Source organism: Coleofasciculus sp. E1-EBD-02 (assembly GCF_040218245.1).
GTDB lineage: Bacteria > Cyanobacteriota > Cyanobacteriia > Cyanobacteriales > Coleofasciculaceae > Coleofasciculus.
In genome coordinates this window covers 1-19,451 of the sequence record NZ_JAVJQN010000077.1, presented here as the reverse complement: position 1 = coordinate 19,451, position 19,451 = coordinate 1, and the positions used below count along the sequence as shown (strand labels likewise).

The window sequence follows — 19,451 nt, the reverse complement described above, 5'->3', positions numbered from 1 at the left end:
CTACCACGGCCATCCTCCAATACTGGGATCGCCAACCCGATAGAGATCACCTAATTGCCATCCTTGTTCAAGTTTTTGTTCTAGCATTTCTTGAGAAAGAGACTTCATTGAAAAATGGGTTTTATTTTCTGAGTAAAAACAAAGCACGTTCTCTAAACAATCAGTAAAATGATCCAAAAGATCCGGACTATGTGTTGTAATAATGATTTGAGTTTTTTGGGACGCTTTCTTAATCCACTCCGCTAAAATTTGCATCCAGGATACATGTAATCCTAATTCAGGTTCATCAATGACTAGCAACGAAGGAAGCATGGGAGAATGTAAAAGAATTGCCCAACATAGCATTCTCACGGTTCCATCTGACATTTCATTCAGGTAGAATGGTTCGTCTATGCCATCAAAGTACCATTCGACAGTGAGAGATAAGCGACCAGAATGTATAGATCTCAGCCGCCGAGTTTTTGGCAAGATTGATTTCATTGCTACATTAATACTATCCTCAAAATCAATATTTTTTTGACTTAAGTTGTGCAATACTAACGGCAAATTATTACCGGATGAAGATAAGTAAATATCACTCCCACCTATTTTCGGTTCTGCCAGTCTGATTTGATGTAAATCCATATTATTGGCGTTGTAAAACTGCCATCTTGAAATAAATTCAACTAATTCTCTTCTGATTCTATAGACGGGAGTTTTTTCCGGAGAATGTTGGCTATATTCAAGCAGTTTTGGCAAAGAAGCAAGTCCTAAATCCTTCGCCGAAATTTTTTCTAATCTTTCAAAATGTGTTTTAGATTGAGCGGGTTCATCATAAACAGAGACAACCCCTTTGCCGACTTCTTGGTGATGAAATTTATAATAATAAAACGGTGAACTTGATGCTGATTCATGTAAATCAGCTCCACCGTATAGATATTCTTCGGAAATACTGACTTTGGGGTTGTTCCGATCAATATAAAGCTTTAAATCAAGGATTCCATTTTGTCTATGTGTAGTACTGGTCTGTGAAAGATTGGCAAAACAGTAGGCAAGGCTGACTTTAGCCGGACTATCCAGGTTCCCAGCTAAAATTTTATTCCCACCCATTTGGGCAACGGCATTTTCAAAACTACTAACCCCTCGACTTTCATCAGGAATAGTTGTTAGGCAATTTTTCAAGAACTCCAAGCAACTAATAAAATTACTTTTTCCTGAACCATTTGAACCGATAAAGACGTTAAGATTATTGAGATAGTTCGACTGATATAATTGTAGATTTTTATAATTTTTTGCTGCCAGAAACTGAAGAATTGGTTGATTCATTTTATTTGTAGCAAATCTGTATTTTCCCAAATATAGCAGCAATCGCCATAGCGGTTAGGATGCATCTTATGGTAGAGACGTAGCATGCTACGTCTCTACAGTCGGAGGGAGAACTATCCAATTCATTCCACTAAGTTTAAAGAGGTGACCTCAAGGATTGTCCCTTCTAGTTTGGTGCTATCAAGTTTGACATTTGTCAAGTCAGTCCCGGCTAAATTGGCGTCGCTTAAATCCGCATCTTTGAGAATCGCCGCCGTTAACTTGGCATAAGCTAAATTAGACCGACCTAAATTGGCTCCATTCAATTTAGCTTCTGTGAGATTAGCTTCAATGAGGTTCGCCCCACTCAAGTTAACCCCACTCAGATTAGCATTGGTGAGGTTGACTCCAATCATATTGGTGATACTGAGATTAGCACCTGTGAGATCGGCGTTACTCAAATTCGCTTTGATCAAGTTAGCGCCGCTCAGGTAAGCAATCATCAGGCTGCTATGACTCATATCCGCACAACTTAGTTCAGCCCCACTTAAGTTAGCGCCACTGAGATTGGCATACCGCAGGTTGGCAACGCCAAGTTTGCTGCCAATCAAATTCGCATCCTTGAGGTTAGCATCTCTGAGATCCGCATTACTGAGCGTGGCAATAATCAGATCAGCTCTACTGAGATCCGCTCCAATTAGTTTGGCATCTCGTAAGTTAGCATCACTGAGGTCAGCATTACGCAGGTTAGCTCCCATGAGGTCAGCCCCTCGTAAGTCAGCATCGCGCAAGTCAGCATCACGCAAGTCGGCATCACGCAGGTCAGCATTCTGAAAGCTTCGCTCTCCTGCTGCGTAACGTGACCGAAATTCGTTTGCATCCATAGGTGTAGGTAGGTTTTGTTTGTTGGGAATTCAGCTTGAATGAGCTTTTCCCAATGCTAAGTTTTAGCACGAACCAGAGGATACCGGAATCCTAACTCACGGAACTGGTTTGGGAATCTCCAGTCAAACTGATCAAGGTTCCTTCTAGCTTAGCTTGATCTAGATTGGCATCGGTCAAATCCGCGCTAGCTAAGTTGGCGTCTCGCAGATCTGCATGACACAATAATGCTCCATTTAGCTTGGCATGAGCTAGGTTGGCTCGATACAATTTGGCTTCACTTAAATTGGCACCACTGAGATTGGCTTCAATCAAGTTAGCTCCATTGAGATCAGCACTAATTAGGTTAGCACCACTGAGATCCGCTCCGATGAGATTGGTAATACTTAGATTAGCACCGCTTAAGTTAGCGTCGCTCAAGTTAACTTTAATTAAACTCGCATCACTCAGATAAGCGCGACTCAGGCTGGCGCTCTTGAGGTTAGCACCACTGAGTTCTGCACTGATTAAGTTGGCACCGATCAGATTTGCCTCGCTCAGGTTAGCAACACCCATCTTGGCGCCAATCAGGTTTGCCTCACTCAAGTTAGCCCCATTCAAATCCGCATCACTGAGGGTGGTAAAAATTAGATCTGCACCCGTTAGATTGGCACCTTGCAAATTAGCTTCGCTTAGATTAGCACCACTCAAGTCAGAATAACTTAGGTCAGCTTGGTTTAGGTCAGCACCAATCAGATTGACACTGCGAAAATTCCTTTCACCTGCGGCATAACGCGACCGAATTTCTGTAGCATCCATAGGTTTTATGTTGTAAATTTAGGCTTAACAAATTTTTACGGCAAAACCAGTTGTCTAATCCTGTTTGGTCACTTTACATCCAAAAAACATAAGACCAATGACCAATGACCCATCAAATAAAAACCCGATGTTCTAGGGATGGCATCTGGCGGCGAACTTGTTCAAGGCGAGTCGGATTAATTTCTGCGATCGCGACACCCGGTTGATCGCCAGCATCGGCTAAGATCACCCCCCAAGGGTCAACAATCATGGCGTGACCGTGGGTTTTACGCATGGCGTAATGACGTCCCGTTTGGGCGGGTGCAATCACGTAACAGGTGTTTTCAATGGCTCGTGCTTGGAGTAGGACTCGCCAATGATCTTTTCCCGTATACGCGGTAAAGGCAGCCGGAACAAACAAAATGTCAGCCCCTTTATAGGCTAAATGACGGTAAAGTTCTGGGAAGCGAACATCATAGCACACCGATAGTCCTAAGTTGCCCAATGCTTCAGAGTGGCAAACAGGTGGTAGTTGATCCCCTGGCATCACCGTACTCGACTCTTGATAGGTGTTGCCATCGGGGACATTCACATCGAATAAGTGAACTTTTTGATAACGCACCAGTTCGACGCCATTGGGATCGATGAGTAAGGCGGTGTTGTAAACTTTTGTATCGTCTACAGGCACAGGAAATCCTCCCCCAAGCAGCGTGACTTGGAAGCGCTGTGCCATGGTTTTGAGGAATTTTTCACTCTGGAGGGCGATCGCGTCAGCTTGCGCCACTTTGTCTTCTTCTTTACCGAGGAACGAGAAGTTTTCCGGTAAAGTGATCAACTCAGCGCCTTGGCGCACCGCCAGTTCAATCAGGGTTTCTGCCTCAACCAGATTCTTCTCTAGGTCAGGCAAGCTTGTCATTTGCACAGCAGCGGCAAGATAAGACTTCATCGGTAGCAAGAGTAGAAATGATTTATAGTTTAAGTTTTTGCCATTAACTATACCAGGCAACGCCGTTGGCAGCCATATTAATCCTGGATGCACTGGCGCGATCGCGTCTGGGAGAGCGGGTATTGGGTCAGGTTCGGTGCATCCTGCCTTTTTGTCACAGTTAACTTAGATTAATTCTTTCTTCAGAAGGATACCCAAAACATAATGATTTAGCTAACTTACTCAGCATAAGGTTAGGCACTTGTCAACTGAGTCAAGGTTTTCTGTAAATAAATGTAATCTTTAATCAAGAAAGGGGCACGTATCAGCGCAACCTTGAAACAAACCCTTAAGGAGTACGTCTTTTTCGATAAGAATCCTGGGTTGCCATTGAAGTGCAATCGTAGATTTGGATACAGTTGGTGATAAAATACACCTGATCTTGAACAGACATCTAAAGAAGGACAAGAAGGCATGAATCTAATTTGTGAAATTACTCAACAAGCGCTATTAACCGGTTATTTAACCCTGGAATCGGAAAATCAACTGCGCCAGCTTCTATCTAGAAACTATGGCACAGAAGACTTGAAAGCCTTCATTCGATTACAGCAAGCGGTCATGGAAGGCTTGGTTAGGCAAGAGTCTCGTGAACGATTCTTTTCCGGACTATCCCCAGGAAGCTGTATCCAGGAGGTCGCGATCGCGTCTTGACAAAGTTTAAAAACTTGCCATCGAGGGTTGCAAAGGGTCAAAAAAGTATATAGTTGGGTTAGCTAAGGCTAAGATTTTTCGGTTGATTTCGATTCATGATATCATATCCGCCGAAACCGTTATTGTTTCCTGTCATTTGGCTACCTTACTCTTTTCCTTTTGTCATCTGTATTCTGAATGTATTTTTTCAGGAATTACTTCGTCGCGACAACAGCGATATTCCACGCCAACCGTTTCATCAAAGGAATCTTTTTTAAACTCTGATCAATTGTCTCCAGCCGCCGATACGTCGGATTTAATCGTTCATATTCGATAATAATCTTTTTCCAGTAACGTTCCTGATTGGGATCAACCTTTTCAATTAAATAGAATCGCAAGAAAATCCAAAGGCTTGCCAGCCAAAAGGTATCATAGCTTACTTGCGAAAAAAGAGACTTGACCACCTTGATAATATTAATATCCAAGGGCATTTCATCATCGGTACGCACTTCAGTCGCCATACGCCGATAAATATTAATCACAGGATTATGCTTCAGTGGGTCCCAAAAACAGGCTTTTCCTCCGGGTTTGAGAACACGGTGCATTTCCTTTAGGGCGATTTTGGGATCAGGAATATGGTGCAATAAATTGGAGGCATAAACAATATCAAACGTATTGTCGGCAAAATCCAGCGCCATAGCATTCGCTGTGTGTCCCTCAATATTAACGCCGTTAGCCGCTGCTAATTTTAGCGCCACGTCTACCATTCCGGCTGAATAGTCAGCGGCGACACAATTCGCGCCTTTTTGGGCAAAATAAACGCTATTTTCACCTGCACCACAGCCTAAATCTAAGAGACGTTTACCGCGAATATCGCCCAGTTGTTGCAGAATAAATCGGTTTTCTGGGGCGGTACAGGCTTCAAAATAATCAGCCACGCGAATGCCATCGACATCAATGGCGGCTGCCCAGGTATCATGAAACTGGCGTTCTTTGCTGAGAGTTTCGTCAATCATGTTGTGGGTAAGGGTTGTGTAAAGACGGTTAGGGAGTTAATGGCAATTGTACAAGAATTTGCACGATTGATGTCACGGTTTTAACACACACGGCAACTGGATTAGAATGATCGGCGACGACTTTATAAGTGTTGTCGGAGTTTTTCCACACAGCCGTCTATTGTAACGTTATAGAAAATGGCAACAGATAGACTAAGGCTAAACCCAGTTCATAAACAAACCGATGATCTAATAATGAATTAACAAGTGCCAAACCCAATTATGCATCATTTGTAAATGGCTAAGCTTACTCGAATTGTCATATTCTTTTAACTTTTTAAAAAAATAGTCTGCTTGCTCAAGTTCCCCTAAGTTTAATTGGCAAAGTCCCAGATTGAAGAGGGAATAGTTTTGAAAACAATCACGGTATTCTAGTTCATTAATAGTATTGCCTTGATTTTTATCTTTGAATTTGGTATTATATTTTATTGCTATTTTACCCGATTTACTATGATACTCAATAGCTTCCTGCATAGACCCTTTTAGCCAGTACATATCACCGAGGATGTTATAGAGTTTACATAAAGAGTATTCAGAATTAATATGATTGACGACTGAAGAAATAACAGCGATCATTTGATTTAAAAATCTTAGTCGATAAATTGAGCGTCCAATTGCAACATCGGCTCCCCATCTATGACCCCTTTCTTTAATAAGTACTTTGGCTGCTTGCTCAAATTCTTGAATATGTATGTAGTAATAATAAGCCTCTAAAGCTCTTAGTGAATCCGCTGTCAATTTAACCATCTGAATATTCTCTGTCCAAAATTCAGCCGCTTTACAGTTGGCTATCTTCCAATCTTCACTTTCCCGACACCGTGCGATCGCCTCTTCCCGAATTACTGGGTGCAGGTAATATCCTTCATTACCAATCTTGACTAATGAGCGATCGCGTAAAGCATTGAGTAGTCGCTTACGTCGTTTCTCCGGCACATCCCAAAGCAAAGCAAAAATTCCTTTTTTGGGTACTGTCGGAACATCTTGATAACGATAACATCCTAATCGACATAAAAGTCTATAAGCTTGTTCGTCATTTTGTTGGAGTTTATTAAACTGACTTTTAATCAGATTCTCCAGTGTCGGATGAATCAATAGATCTTCACTGTTCTCTTGCCAATAAGTCTCTAAATCTCCTTGACACTCAATTTGGATAGCACCGCTAAGGATAAACATGGCTTCAGCATTCCCACCATACGCTTGATGCATCTGACACAGAGCCGAAGTATTACTCAAAAGAGAGGAACCTGTATTTATCCCGTTCCGTTGAAGACATTGGTTCCAGGTTTCTGGCGACAATTCTCTAAGTTGATAACATTGAACGGAAATCCCCTCTTCATACAGTGGCTCACGGCTAGTAACCAATGTAACTGACTGTACAGTTGGATTCGTCAAAACTCTCAAGACTTCAATATAAGAACGATGATCTTCGATGAATCTGCCATTTTCTATAGTCGGTTCAAGGTTATCAATCAGTACCCCAATTTTTTGGCTAGGATCTCCCAGCTTTTGCCTTAGTCTGTCTAAGCTTATACTAAAATATAGCCCTGGTTCCTCGTCAAAATATCGCTTGAGCCATTCCTCAATCACACTTTTTGCAGAAGTGATATTCTGGCGTTCCTTTGCCATGAACAAAGGTAGCACCAAATCGAACTCCTGACTGTTGAAATAATGACAAGCTAGGCTTGTCTTACCCATACCACCCTCTGCCTGAACCAGGATAACCTTTTTCCCTTGGCTGATCAGGGTGTTGAGATCAGCGATCGCGCTTTCACGTCCAACAAAATTTGGCTCTGTCGCTAACGGCTGAACTCTCTGTGCTACTCCAGCCGGAGGATTGGGAATTTGTCTAGACGGCTGCGATCGCGCTCTCCGTTCTAGTGCTGTCCTCAAACTCTTTTTGGTGACTTTCTCCCCTAATGCCGATGAGAGTAGCTTCCACAATTGAGAGCCAACTGCTTTGGCGTAACTCTCATTACAGGGGTAAGATTCGGCAATTTCAGTGAAGCTCTTACCCTGCCAAGCCTCTCGAAATATAGCCGTTTGCAGATCGTCCAGATGTTTTCCTGTCTGGGCGAAAACTAATTCATTGGCAAATTCTAATGCTACTTCAATATCCATAGCTTAGGTAGATGCAAGACTCTTTTTCTAGTTTAATCTAATTTGGGCTCGCCTCAATTGACTAAATCCCACTTTGGCTAACCCCCTTGGCTAAATCCCACTTTTTATAACTAAATTTTCCAACCCAACTCCCGACTATTCCTTACTTTATGCGACTGACATTTTTTTATGCATCGGAAATGATAGTGATGTGGCTATCTAAAGTCACTTGTTAAATTCGGACATCTGAGAATAAAAAAAGGAGACTCTCATGGTTACTAGATCTGGAAGTAGTGGCAATGACTTTCTTGTCGGCTGGTTGGGCAATGATAAGTTACTGGGATATAGTGGAAATGACACCCTTTATGGCTTATCTGGTAATGATACGCTGCTTGGTGGACTTGGCAATGATTATTTAAGTGGCGGCAGCGGTAATGATGTACTGGATGGGTTTTGGTGGACACAAAATGGTGAAGTTGACACCTTACGTGGAGGCTCTGGAGCTGACACGTTTGTCATTGGTGATTGGTATGGAAATGGTTACCTCGGTCGTAGTTGGGCAATAATCAAAGACTTTAACTGGCGAGAAGGAGATAAAATTAAACTCCACAACTACGGTAACGGTGCGGGAGACTACCGTCTTGAGCTTGGCAGTAACTATGGTTATGATCGTAATGATACAGCGATTGTTTTAAACAGCAATCCAAATGAGGTATTGGCTATTGTAGAAAACAATACGCCCAATAGTTGGTGGGGAATCAATTTAAATTCTCTATCCTTCACATTTGCCTAGAGATACTCAATCCCGCTGGATTACCTTCTAGTTAGATAATTGGCAAAAAATCCTAGAGACGTTCCACCGGAACGTCTCTACAATCTGGAAGAAAAAAGGATATATAATGGTTTATTTTATACTACCTGATCATATTTTAAGAAGGGTGGTGGGCAAGGTAGATAGAATCGAGAGTACATCACCTTTGATTCTCCTGTAGGGGCGACCCGCTTGCACAAATGTCCAATTTTGTCCATTCAATTGACTCGGATCGCCCTGGGATAATATCACCTTTGTCGGTAAAAAAAAAGGCGATCGCGCCCTAACAATAAAGAAGAAATCAGGGAACCCCTGAAGCTCAAAAACCAAACAAGCCAGCTTCGGTAAAAGCTCGGTCTAGGTCAAGTGTTAAACCAAAATTTTCTGCCCACTCCCATAAATAATCAAAATCAAGTTGTTCCCCTTGCACCTTGAGGACTGCCAAGACATCACGCCATTGCTTGTCCGAACCTGAACCCTGCCTCCATCGGAGTTTACTTAAAATAACATCTTCAGGAGAAGCAAAATAGAGCATCGTGTCTTCAAACTCAATCACCCGTCGGCGCTCAAACTTTAGGCGATCAAATTCCTCTGTTCCAGTTATCAGCAAATCAGCACGGCTAATGCTCTCCATATCGGTAATTTGCAGGGTTCTCATCCGACCCAATTTCACAACACTGGGGACAGAAAAACCACACTCGCTGAGGGTGTCGGTAAGGCGATCAATATCAGTTGGAGAAATCCCGATAACTAAATCTAAATCTTGTGTTGTCCGGGGTTCACCGTAAGCAATTGCTGCTATCCCACCCGTGATGTAATAGGGAATGAACAATGCGGTAAAAATGGGATGAAGTTTAACCGCTAACTGTACCGAATCCTGAATCCACATCTGTGACTTGACGGTGGGAGTGTAATTAACAGGGCAATGGTCTTGTAACCACGCTCTGGCAATTTTTTGGGCGAACTGGGTTGGGGAAAGATGTGCAAATTGTTGGCTTAGAGAACACAACGACAGCTTTCGGGCGCTCTTTGTCAGTGATGCTGCCATTTTCAACCGATCGCCCGGTGTCCGTTGTCGGAGTAAGTGGAATGTCAGTTTATCGGTTTCTATACTGGTGTCTTCAGCCTGGGAACGGTATCCTGATACAGCAGACAATGGAATGGGTTGAATCATCGCGATCGCGAGTGCAAGATTTGAGTTTCTTTCTATAATCTTATCGACCCAGTTGTCGTCTCAATTCCCGCAACATCCGACTGGTTACCTGTTCAATGGCTTGTTGCACCAATGGGGGAATCAGTTCGGTAATCGACATATCAGGAAAGATGGCTGTTTCTAGGGAAAGACTATAGTCCCCATTGCGGAAAATATAAATCCTAAGCTGATGATGGCGATAAATCCAAACTTCTGGGACTTGTAACGCGGCGTAGGCGTCAAGGGTGGTTTTTGAGGTGACATCACACTCAATAGCCAGATCAGGGGGTGGGTAAATATCCAAATCCATCATCGTGCAACCTTGAACACGGTTGGCGTTTTGGATATAGAGACAGGTATCGGGTTCAACACCAGCAATAACTGGACGTTTGAAGGTTGTCGAACCAAAGTCTTCCCAATCCCGTTCTTGGCTATCTAAAATCGTTTTGACGATATCGGCAATGATGCGATGGGGACGTTCATGAATGGCTAACGGGGACATGATTGAGAGAATGCCTTGGTAGTAGGCGATGCGAGTGTTCCGGTGTTCGCCTAATTCAGTCAGAATTTGTTCAAAGTCTTGCCAAGATACGTCAGAAATCTGAATGGTGCTACCTGGAGTGAGTTTAATGGCGCGAATGGGAATAGTGACACTCAAGCTATTTTGCTCCAATTGATGCAATTGATGATATCAAATCCACTGAAGCCACGGCGATTAAAATCGCTGCTACACAAACAAAGTCCGCCTACGCGGACTGGATTATAAATTAGATCCCCGACTTCTCACAGAAGTCGGGGATCTGGCAAGGAGGATTAAACTGAGGCTACCGCTTTCTCTGTCTCGCGATCGCTCTCTTGTTGACCTTGCCCCTGTAACCAACCATAGAGTCGGTTTAGGGCATTCACATAAGCTTGGGCTGATGCCACAATAATATCGGTATTAGCCGCATGACCGGAAAAGACGCGACTGTTATACCGTAGCCGAATTGTGACTTCCCCTAGGGCGTCAATCCCGGCTGTCACTGACTGCACCGAATATTCAATCAGTTCGTTGGGAACATTCACCACCCGGTTAATCGCTTTATACACCGCATCCACTGGACCGGTTCCAATCGCCGCATCCATCAATTCTTCACCTTCAGGCGTGCGTAAGGTTACAGTAGCCGTAGGACGGGCATGATCCCCACAGGATACCTGAACTAATTCCAAATGGAACAGTTCGGGAACTTGGCGGATTTCGTCGTTAACCAGTGCCTCTAAATCCCAATCGGACACTTCTTTTTTCTTATCCGCCACTTCTTTAAAGCGGACAAATGCCTTATTCAACTCCGTCTCAGACAGATCAAACCCCAATTCCTTCAGGCGGCTGCGGAAGGCGTTGCGCCCGGAATGTTTACCCAAGACAATCTGATTATCAGTTAAACCGATTAACTTGGCATCCATGATTTCGTAAGTCAGCTTATTTTTGAGGACGCCATCTTGGTGAATTCCCGATTCGTGGGCAAAGGCGTTAGCACCGACAATTGCCTTATTCGGTTGCACTAACATTCCGGTTAAATTCGAGACTAACCGCGAGGTTTTGTAAATCTGGCGCGTGTCAATATTGGTTAATGATTCCTCTGACTCCGGAGGGCGTCCCAAATAGGGGTTGTAAAATTGCCGCCGGACGTGTAATGCCATGACGAGTTCTTCTAAGGCGGCATTGCCAGCACGTTCGCCAATGCCGTTAATCGTACATTCTAACTGTCGCGCCCCATTTTTCACGGCTTCCAGGAAGTTGGCAACGGCTAATCCTAGGTCATTGTGACCATGAACGGAGATAATCGCTTGGTCGATATTGGGGACATTTTCTTTAATCCCGCGAATCAATCCGCCAAACTCAGTGGGGGTGGTGTAGCCTACGGTATCGGGAATATTCACCGTTGTCGCCCCCGCCGCGATCGCACGTTCTAGCACTTCGTAGAGAAACTCTGGATCAGAACGCCCTGCGTCTTCGGGGGAAAACTCCACATCCTCGACAAAGGATTTGGCATACGCTACCATTTCCTCGGCGATCGCCAATACGTCTTGTCGAGTCTTTTTCAGTTTATATTTTAGATGAATATCAGATGTGGCGATAAATGTATGAATTCGCCCATGGGCAGCAGGTTTGAGGGCTTTGGCGGCGGCTTCGATATCCTGACGAGTGGCTCGGGCTAACCCACAAATTGTCGGTCCTGACTCGACGCCAACGGTTTGAGCAATCTTTTGCACCGCGTCAAAGTCACCGACACTGGCATAGGGGAAACCCGCTTCAATCACATCTACACCGAGTCGTGCTAGTTGCCGTGCGATCGTTAGTTTCTCCTCTACATTTAATGTGGCTCCAGGACACTGTTCGCCATCGCGCAGCGTGGTATCAAAAATAATAATTCGATTGGGTTGTGTGTTCATTTGATTGTCTCCAGTCAGAACTCGTTAATCTTCAATGAGTTAAATCATAAGGGCTAGTTTGTGTGATTAATCAAGAATCCGTTTTCTCGATATAATCACGTATATCATTTAAGTCGATATACCGATCTGTAGCATTTCTTAATTCTCTAGCAATCATTCCTTCCGTTGATACGACTGTAATGTGAGTATTCTTTGAACGCAGCAACTCGATTGCCCGTTCAAAATCACCATCTCCACTAAACAGAATAACTCGGTCATACTGTTCTACAGTATTAAACATATCAACAACAATTTCTATATCAAGATTAGCTTTTTGGGAGTAGCGACCCGAACTATCATCATAATACTCTTTTAAAATTTTAGTTCGGACGGTGTAACCTAGGCTAATTAAGGCATCTCTAAATCCGCGCTGATCTTGGGGATCTTTTAATCCGGTATACCAAAATGCATTAACCAGAACAATATGGGGTTCTTTTCTAAAATATTCTAAGACCCGCTTTGGATCAAAGAACCAGCCATTTTTTTGTTGAGCATAGAACATATTATTCCCATCAACAAAAATAGAAATACGGTTCATCGAGCAAGGCATATAAACTCAGACCTAATAGTTTTGGTAAATTTAAGTGAACTTCTTATTTTAGCAATTTTAATCTAAATATTGGCTGATAGTTAGTCTATCGGCGTAATTCCTAAGCGTTTTAGCGCTATCTAAATGTTCTTACTCTCTCACCTCCAAGTTCAATCTCCTGGCAAAGAAACTCATGTCGCTAGATTTCTCTCTGCTTTAGAAAACCTTAGCAACTCTATAGGACGTAGACAGGGGGCTATCTTCAAGCTATTCTCAGGCTTGAGAATAACACCAACCCATTAGCTGTAGATGTACTTTATCGAATTCAGCGATTCATCCCCAACTATACCCGATCAGAGTTAGTTGAGGATGAATCGCCAGTAATAGCAAGTTTGCTTGCATTTAAGTCAACAAGTGTGATAATATTACATGGTTTTTTATGAATATACTGATATAAGCATAATTCTACCGTGGGGTATCAGGAAAGTCACGCCTAGTGCAGCGCTGCAGAAATACTTGAGCAGCTTCGTAGATACGATGAAGCTGGGGGAGCTGGGGAAGCTGGGGAAGCTGGGGGAGATATTAGCTGTTCAGTTATTTCTGCCTTCTTGCACTAGGACATTCTGTACTGTTCCCTGTTCCCTGTTCCCTGTTCCCTGTTCCCTATTCCCTCTTGGGAGCAACTGATGTCTTAATGTATCCCCGGAGTATTATAAGTAAGAACACCAGTCGCTCCAACTTCCAGCATAAAGCTTACCCCTTCCTGTTCCGGCTAATTCCAGGGATAAGAGATTCACGCAGGCGGTGACTCCAGACCCACAATAGACAATGATGTCTGATTTATCTTGAATATCCTGCCATCGCTGTTTTTGCTGATCAGGGGAGTGTAAATAGCTTTGAGCATTAGTCACCTCTTGCCAAGGGTAATTAATCGCCCCAGGAATATGACCCGCAACGGGGTCAATCGGTTCATGCTCTCCTAAATAGCGATCGCGTGCCCGTGAATCAACCAAAGCCACTTCAGGTAAATCTTTCCGAGTTTTGACCCCGTTGATATCAACCACCCAGTCAGAACGCACTTGCGGCACAAACTGCCCCGGTTGAGGTTCCGGTATCGCATCAGTTACCGGATACCCTTGAGATTGCCATGCGCCCCAGCCACCATCCAGTACCGCGACGCGATCGTGTCCCAGGTAACGCAGTAACCACCACAGACGCGCCGCAAACGCAAAACGGGAATCATCATAAGCCACGACTAAGGTGTCACCGAATCTGACCCCAATCGCGGCAAGTTTTTGGGCAATTCGGTTGGGATCAGGTAAGGGATGACGCCCGCCATGACGTTCCACAGGGGCAGACAGATCTTGGTTCAAATCCAAGTAATACGCTCCCGGAATGTGACTCGTCTGATACTCTTTATATCCCTGTTGCGGATCAGCAAGGGCAAAACGACAATCAATGACAACCACTTGCGGATCATCAAGGTGTTCTTTTAGAAATTGGGTTGAAATAATAAAAGGATGATCAGTCATCAGATAAAAATTATCAAAACGGATTAATCGTTATCGAAAAATATACGCCATTTTCTTGCCAAGTATTATCCTCCGAATCGACTGAAATCAGGGGAATCCCCCAATCTAAGCGAGCGGTAATGCGATCGCCTTGTTGCCATTGTAGTCCCAACCCTAACGCTGCCAAGCTACTGGGGTCAGGATCATCGATCTCGCCGTTATTCCAGGTTGTGCCAACATCCACAAAGGGAGTAACCTGCAAAATACCGTCCCACTCAGGAATGCGTAAAATGGGCAGCCGCACCTCCGCCGAGGCAAAGGCACCATTATCCGTGAGTCGAATATCTTGGCGATAGCCGCGCACACTCCCTAAACCCCCTAACCCAATCTGCTCAACGGGTAACAAATCTTGAGCCGCCAGTTGAAGATCACCGCGAAGCACCAGTAATGTATCCGGGGCTAAAAGTCTTACCCACTGGGCTTGACCCCGCCAGGAAAAGAAGCGACTATCCGGCTCATCATCGTTAACGGTGGCATCAAAGATACCCAGACCTAAATTAAACTGAGAGCGTAGGGCAAAGACTTCACTTGCCCCTCGTTGAGTCCACTCTTGAAAGAATCGTAGGGCTGAAACCCGAATCCGTCCATCCTCATCAGCACCCAGCGAGGGGAAACCAAGTCTGTCTTCTAAGAAAACGGTTTCTGTATTGCGTCGGGATGCGGTTAAACCCAGTTCAAATTTTTGGGTTGGCGTTTCTAGGAGGGGTTGACGAAACGTCAGGTCAAAACTGGTGGAGTCGGATTGGATATCGAGAAGGTTAAATGGATCTTCAATAATCTCGCTGGAGGTATTGCTAAAGCTAAAGCTAACCTCGCCATTACGCGGATTAACGGGTAGGGTATAGTTAAATTCAATCTCGTCGCTACCATCGGTGTTGGTATAGCTGAGGGTTACGCCATCACCGAATCCGAGTAAATTGGCTTGGGTGATGGACGCCCCACGTCGGAAGCTACCCACACTAGGGGAACGTCCATTGTTGGCAACGAGTTGGTAACTCCAAGTGTTGGCTTCGATAATATCGACAATTAATAAGCTTGTACCCGGACCAGAACCCGTTGAGAGTTCAGCCGAGACATTTTCAATCAGGGGATCGAGTTGCAAAAGACGCAGGGATTCTAGTAAATGCGGTACATTCAGGGGTTTGGGATTCGCCACGGCAATGCGCGATCGCACATAGTTGGGACGCAGACGGCGCAGCCCATTGACTTGAATCTCTTCAATTCCACCTTCGACAATTTCAATGGTTACGGTGTCTTGGGTTAGGGGTTGAGGTGGAATGAAGGCACCAGATGTGGCATAGCCGTTGTCCACGTACAACTGGGTGACAGCAGTTCTGGCATTTAGGAGTTCAGCAAAGGTAATCGGGCGATTGGTGAACTCCGCCGTTACTTCGGCTAACTCTTCATCACTAAAGGCGGTGTTACCGATGAATTCAAATTGGTTTACCGTAATTTGCTCGCTTGTGACACCCTCAGGCGTCTCCGGCGTTGTCGGTGAAAATTCAGGGGGTTCGAGAAGCTGTTCGGGGGGAGGTAGTGTGGGAGAGGGTGTGGCTTCTGGTTGCCTTGAGGGAGGCGGTGGCTCAATGTCTTGGGGTGGAGGGAGTTCCGGAATTGAGGGACTGTCACGGGGAGTGGTGCGATCGGGAACTTGAGCGTTGAATGTTGAGTGTTGGGTGTTGAATGTTGACCCAACCCTAGGTGCATCGGAAACCTGGTTTGTAGGGGCAGGTTTAGGGACTGTCGTTTGCCTATAGATAGTAACGTTTGGGCAAAACCCGCCCTGACTGAGGGTTGAATGGCTGATCTCATGTCCGCCTAAACAGTTATCATATCCTTCGATCTTGCCACCTGACTGCTTACCTGCTGCACTCTGTCCTCTACCTTCTGCCTTGATGGAATCTTCTGCCTTTGTGAGAGACAAGCCCTGATCGGCTGAAGACTTAGTGTTTGTGAGGATAGGCAGAGTTTGAGCGTTGACCGAGGGAGTTAGCCAAAACGCCGCCCACAACGCTGCTATAGAAGTGAATAGAATTTGCCCGTTGGAATTAACACCAATCATCTTGTTCATTTGTAAAAAATAAAGAGGCTAATTATCGAGAAACATGGTGAGGTAATTATCGTTGCTCATGAATAGAGTCATCTTTTTGATCGACCACTAGTCGTGAGGCATGGCAAAGATTCTACACCTATTCTCATTAATCGTCTCGCTCCTGTCGTCAAACCCTAGGAGACTGGCAACTTTTGCGGAGTGGTACGACTAAGTAGGTGGAAAAAATCAAAGTTAACGGCGGGGATAGTCATACTCGCTTGAGCGAGAAGCAAGCTACGTTTATGTAAGGATTTGAGGAATGTTTACAACAGTTAACCTAGTTGGGGTTATGTCCACCAACCTACTGATCTAAAGCGACTCGCTTGGCGATATCAGCTTACTATTTGCTTTTCAGCCCCTGATGTGATGAAGCGTTTGATTCTTACACCTATTCCGTTACCTGCCAATATGGTCAGTGCGCTTGAACTTTCTTTTTCGTTTGGGAATAACCGCAATGAGGTATTTGAGTTAGTTTTTCTTGGCTCAAATACAAATCAATTATGTTAATATAAATTATTTTGCTTAAAGTGTCAAAACGTCTCTGATTAACAAACTGGTATAACCATACCCTCACGAGCCAATACATCATTGGGAAAGACCGATTTCACTTGGGATTCCATCCATTCAAGAAACTCATCATCATGGTCAGGATGGTAGTGAGACATGACAATTCGTTTAACTCCTGCGGCTTTAGCTGTAGCTAAACCGGTTTGCCAGAGTTGGTCTTGCCAGTCTAAAGGCGAAGGTTTTAGAGAATCATCTGCATGAATATTACAGGGAGCATCCAAGATGAGCAAGTCAGCATGGCGGGCTAAGTGCAACAAATTTTGATCCAGTTGATCCGGTGATTGGGAGTGAGCGATCGCATAGACGGCAGAATGACCGTTCCAGGTGACTCGGTAGCCCATTGAGTGGGATGCAGCGTTGAGTAAAACGGCTTCAACGACCAAATCATCCACGGTGATTTTATCCCCCGAACCCAGTTCGTAAAATTTTAGCTCCGATTGCATGACTTGGAGGGGAACGGGAAAATTAGGCGCTAACATTTGCCGCCCTAAGCGCTTTTCGATTGAGTCTCCGTTAGTCGCCCTTGCACCATAGATGTGGAAACAATTGCCGGGAATAAAGGCAGGTGTAAAAAATGGAAATCCTTGAATGCTGTCCCAGTGGCAGTGGGTGAAGAAGAGGTAAGCTTCTAGGGGCATTTGACGGAGTAAATGGTTGCCGAGAAGTCGCAAACCACTCCCCCCATCAAAAATTAGGCGTTTGGAACCGACACGCATTTCTACACAGGAGGTATTGCCACCATAGCGTACCGTTTCTTTTCCTGGAGCCGAAACTTTACCTCGAACGCCCCAAAATTGGACAACAAAATTGACGGTAGGGCCAGTTACCATGTTGGCTATAACATTAGATGTGCGGGGACTGGGTGACGCTGGATCAGAATCTGGCATCGTTCAATTAAGTGAGCTGCCCTTAGCCAAGCTTCACACCAAGCAATTTCCACTATATGATACTCAGATAAGGGTACTTTCGGTGAGATAGTCGCTAAGGCTTTTGTGTCCAAGGGAGCAAATTAGGTATTTTTAAAGGAAATTTGGTTGGGAGAGCTTGTACAAAAACAGCGATGAATTTATAGCTTTCCCCTAGGTTGAATTTTCTAGCACCCTGATTCCGATCAGGAAGTTTCTCTCAAGTCTGTTAATTTTAGCGTGTTTGGTGGACTGGACTTGTGAGTTCTGTCACAAAAAGCAATGAGTAGGGGTTGGGTTACCCACTGGTGTCAACTTAAGGTGCAAACCAATACTGACGAGGTTTTAAGCCGTGTCTGTCTACTCCTCTCAATTTTCCCCCTCATCCCCTAACCCCAACTCCACCCCCCTCGTTCCCCCCTACAAGAGGGGGGAGGACAGAGGATGCTTCGCTTTTGTTGCACGGGAGAAGGGGAACCGGACTCTCTTGCTCCCCTATTGCTCCCCTCTCCCAAGCTTGGGAGAGGGGCTGGCGTGGGAGAGGGGTTGAGCTTAAGTTGACACGGATGCTTAAGTTGACACGGATGTTTGGTAACCAAACCCCTACTGAGGCTACTGGACTATCTGCCAGTCTTGTCCCCGGCGGCGACACACTTCTCAACCAGTGGCATAACCTCCTTGATATCCTTCCAGCCTAGAATTTCCGTGACTTTTTTCTCCAGATTTTTGTAAGTCTTGAAAAATTCAGAAATTTCATCCAACCGATGCTCGGCAACATCTTTAAGGGATTTCACTTGAGCATAGCGTGGATCTTTGTCAGGAACACAGAGAATTTTCTCGTCGCGATCGCCTGAGTCAATCATCTCCAGCATACCAATGGGACGGGCGGTAATCACACAACCTGGAAAGGTAGGCTGATCCATCATCACCATACCATCAAGGGGGTCGCCATCATCAGCTAAGGTGTTTGGGATAAAGCCGTAATCATAAGGGTATTGCACCGAGGAATATAAGACTCGATCAAGGGCAAAAGCCTGTAAATCTTTGTCGTACTCGTACTTGTTTTTACTCCCGGCTGGAATTTCAATTAAAACGTTGATCAGTCCCGGTTTGGGTTGACTTACAATGCGTGATAAATCCATGACTAAATCGTGTAAGCGACACAGCAGATGGGATGACCTAACTATCCAAGATTGTCAAGGTCAAGCCAGCACAGGTAGCGGTTCGCTTTGATTTTTGACCTGTGCCTTTTCTGTTATACAACGTTGCTGGGACTGTCCAAAACCTTCCGTGATACCAAGTACCACAGGGGACATTTGGTATCTATTAGCCGTGCGCCAAAATCTCAGATGATGCTTTAGGCGGACATGATCGGATTTATCCCGCCAACTCGGATTTGGTATCCGCCATCCTTGTTTATTAATTATTTCATCGTTATTTTGTTATTTAATAATTTTGCCAATTGTTTATCTTGATCCGCCGTAAAACCTTCGCTTTTAGCGACGGGATATAAGGCGGGGGAATCGGAGGTAAGGAGATTCCCAAACTACGCCGCGCAATTGAGCGATAAAACTCCTGATTAACTCAGATTGAGTCATCCCT

At 44.7% G+C, this 19,451-nt stretch carries 17 protein-coding genes; 2 read left to right on the top strand and 15 right to left on the bottom strand.

Translation table 11 applies throughout. The annotated features are described in order from the left end of the window. The 4 genes from RIC07_RS12955 to RIC07_RS12940 form a co-directional block, all read right to left on the bottom strand. Window positions 1-1,305 carry an AAA family ATPase gene (locus RIC07_RS12955; protein WP_446394901.1) on the bottom strand — a complete coding sequence of 435 codons (1,305 nt, stop codon included), beginning with the start codon at window positions 1,303-1,305 and terminating at the stop codon, window positions 1-3. A 122-nt stretch (window positions 1,306-1,427) separates the two neighbouring features. Beyond that, a complete protein-coding gene (locus RIC07_RS12950) occupies window positions 1,428-2,168 on the bottom strand; it encodes a pentapeptide repeat-containing protein (protein WP_446376056.1) in 741 nt (246 codons plus the stop codon). A gap of 91 nt (window positions 2,169-2,259) precedes the next feature. Beyond that, a complete protein-coding gene (locus RIC07_RS12945; RefSeq protein WP_006101331.1) occupies window positions 2,260-2,964 on the bottom strand; it encodes a pentapeptide repeat-containing protein in 705 nt (234 codons plus the stop codon). Window positions 2,965-3,076: 112 nt separating this feature from the next. Then, window positions 3,077-3,889, bottom strand: a complete 813-nt coding sequence (locus RIC07_RS12940) for a carbon-nitrogen hydrolase family protein (protein ID WP_446394900.1) — start codon at window positions 3,887-3,889, stop codon at window positions 3,077-3,079. Between the two features lie 453 nt (window positions 3,890-4,342). On the opposite strand from RIC07_RS12940, the gene RIC07_RS12935 reads away from it, so the two are divergent. Then, a complete protein-coding gene (locus RIC07_RS12935; protein ID WP_446376050.1) occupies window positions 4,343-4,579 on the top strand; it encodes a hypothetical protein in 237 nt (78 codons plus the stop codon). A gap of 194 nt (window positions 4,580-4,773) precedes the next feature. On the opposite strand, the gene RIC07_RS12930 is transcribed toward RIC07_RS12935, so the two are convergent. Both RIC07_RS12930 and RIC07_RS12925 read right to left on the bottom strand, forming a co-directional pair. Next, a complete protein-coding gene (locus RIC07_RS12930; RefSeq protein WP_446394899.1) occupies window positions 4,774-5,574 on the bottom strand; it encodes a class I SAM-dependent methyltransferase in 801 nt (266 codons plus the stop codon). 228 nt (window positions 5,575-5,802) lie between these two features. Beyond that, a complete protein-coding gene (locus RIC07_RS12925) occupies window positions 5,803-7,731 on the bottom strand; it encodes a hypothetical protein (RefSeq protein WP_446394898.1) in 1,929 nt (642 codons plus the stop codon). 250 nt (window positions 7,732-7,981) lie between these two features. Here RIC07_RS12925 and RIC07_RS12920 point away from each other — a divergent pair, with 250 nt between their 5' ends. Continuing rightward, entirely contained in the window at window positions 7,982-8,503 is a 522-nt protein-coding gene (locus RIC07_RS12920) for a calcium-binding protein (RefSeq protein WP_446394897.1), read from the top strand. A gap of 129 nt (window positions 8,504-8,632) precedes the next feature. Here RIC07_RS12920 and RIC07_RS12915 read toward each other — a convergent pair whose 3' ends face one another. From RIC07_RS12915 to RIC07_RS12875, 9 genes are all read right to left on the bottom strand, one after another. Beyond that, window positions 8,633-8,851 (bottom strand): hypothetical protein, encoded by a 219-nt coding sequence (locus RIC07_RS12915; RefSeq protein WP_446394896.1) that lies wholly within the window; start codon window positions 8,849-8,851, stop codon window positions 8,633-8,635. Next, window positions 8,841-9,695: a hypothetical protein gene (locus RIC07_RS12910; protein ID WP_446394895.1), complete on the bottom strand. Its 855-nt coding sequence runs from the start codon at window positions 9,693-9,695 to the stop codon at window positions 8,841-8,843. Before RIC07_RS12910 ends, RIC07_RS12915 begins: the two co-directional genes overlap by 11 nt. A gap of 40 nt (window positions 9,696-9,735) precedes the next feature. Further along, on the bottom strand, window positions 9,736-10,371 hold the full coding sequence (locus RIC07_RS12905) for a Uma2 family endonuclease (RefSeq protein WP_446394894.1): 636 nt from the start codon (window positions 10,369-10,371) through the stop codon (window positions 9,736-9,738). A 155-nt stretch (window positions 10,372-10,526) separates the two neighbouring features. Continuing rightward, window positions 10,527-12,146 carry a 2-isopropylmalate synthase gene (locus tag RIC07_RS12900; RefSeq protein WP_446394893.1) on the bottom strand — a complete coding sequence of 540 codons (1,620 nt, stop codon included), beginning with the start codon at window positions 12,144-12,146 and terminating at the stop codon, window positions 10,527-10,529. A gap of 70 nt (window positions 12,147-12,216) precedes the next feature. Next, complete coding sequence (locus RIC07_RS12895) at window positions 12,217-12,735, bottom strand: LabA-like NYN domain-containing protein (protein WP_006101490.1); 519 nt, start codon at window positions 12,733-12,735, stop codon at window positions 12,217-12,219. 689 nt (window positions 12,736-13,424) lie between these two features. Further along, on the bottom strand, window positions 13,425-14,246 hold the full coding sequence (locus RIC07_RS12890) for a sulfurtransferase (protein WP_446394892.1): 822 nt from the start codon (window positions 14,244-14,246) through the stop codon (window positions 13,425-13,427). 13 nt (window positions 14,247-14,259) lie between these two features. Further along, on the bottom strand, window positions 14,260-16,356 hold the full coding sequence (locus RIC07_RS12885; RefSeq protein WP_446394891.1) for a ShlB/FhaC/HecB family hemolysin secretion/activation protein: 2,097 nt from the start codon (window positions 16,354-16,356) through the stop codon (window positions 14,260-14,262). 566 nt (window positions 16,357-16,922) lie between these two features. Next, window positions 16,923-17,774: an MBL fold metallo-hydrolase gene (locus tag RIC07_RS12880; RefSeq protein WP_446394890.1), complete on the bottom strand. Its 852-nt coding sequence runs from the start codon at window positions 17,772-17,774 to the stop codon at window positions 16,923-16,925. Between the two features lie 695 nt (window positions 17,775-18,469). Beyond that, window positions 18,470-18,991, bottom strand: a complete 522-nt coding sequence (locus RIC07_RS12875) for an inorganic diphosphatase (RefSeq protein ID WP_446394889.1) — start codon at window positions 18,989-18,991, stop codon at window positions 18,470-18,472. Between the last annotated feature and the right edge of the window lie 460 nt (window positions 18,992-19,451).

Excerpts from the sequence above, each read along its gene's own strand:
- RIC07_RS12940 (WP_446394900.1), bottom strand. The coding sequence starts at position 3,889 with ATGAAGTCTTATCTTGCCGCTGCTGTGCAAATGACAAGCTTGCCTGAC.
- RIC07_RS12900 (WP_446394893.1), bottom strand. The coding sequence starts at position 12,146 with ATGAACACACAACCCAATCGAATTATTATTTTTGATACCACGCTGCGC.
- RIC07_RS12885 (WP_446394891.1), bottom strand. The coding sequence starts at position 16,356 with ATGAACAAGATGATTGGTGTTAATTCCAACGGGCAAATTCTATTCACT.
- RIC07_RS12950 (WP_446376056.1), bottom strand. The coding sequence starts at position 2,168 with ATGGATGCAAACGAATTTCGGTCACGTTACGCAGCAGGAGAGCGAAGC.
- RIC07_RS12935 (WP_446376050.1), top strand. The coding sequence starts at position 4,343 with ATGAATCTAATTTGTGAAATTACTCAACAAGCGCTATTAACCGGTTAT.
- RIC07_RS12930 (WP_446394899.1), bottom strand. The coding sequence starts at position 5,574 with ATGATTGACGAAACTCTCAGCAAAGAACGCCAGTTTCATGATACCTGG.
- RIC07_RS12875 (WP_446394889.1), bottom strand. The coding sequence starts at position 18,991 with ATGGATTTATCACGCATTGTAAGTCAACCCAAACCGGGACTGATCAAC.
- RIC07_RS12955 (WP_446394901.1), bottom strand. The coding sequence starts at position 1,305 with ATGAATCAACCAATTCTTCAGTTTCTGGCAGCAAAAAATTATAAAAAT.
- RIC07_RS12890 (WP_446394892.1), bottom strand. The coding sequence starts at position 14,246 with ATGACTGATCATCCTTTTATTATTTCAACCCAATTTCTAAAAGAACAC.
- RIC07_RS12895 (WP_006101490.1), bottom strand. The coding sequence starts at position 12,735 with ATGCCTTGCTCGATGAACCGTATTTCTATTTTTGTTGATGGGAATAAT.
- RIC07_RS12920 (WP_446394897.1), top strand. The coding sequence starts at position 7,982 with ATGGTTACTAGATCTGGAAGTAGTGGCAATGACTTTCTTGTCGGCTGG.
- RIC07_RS12880 (WP_446394890.1), bottom strand. The coding sequence starts at position 17,774 with ATGGTAACTGGCCCTACCGTCAATTTTGTTGTCCAATTTTGGGGCGTT.
- RIC07_RS12925 (WP_446394898.1), bottom strand. The coding sequence starts at position 7,731 with ATGGATATTGAAGTAGCATTAGAATTTGCCAATGAATTAGTTTTCGCC.
- RIC07_RS12945 (WP_006101331.1), bottom strand. The coding sequence starts at position 2,964 with ATGGATGCTACAGAAATTCGGTCGCGTTATGCCGCAGGTGAAAGGAAT.
- RIC07_RS12910 (WP_446394895.1), bottom strand. The coding sequence starts at position 9,695 with ATGATTCAACCCATTCCATTGTCTGCTGTATCAGGATACCGTTCCCAG.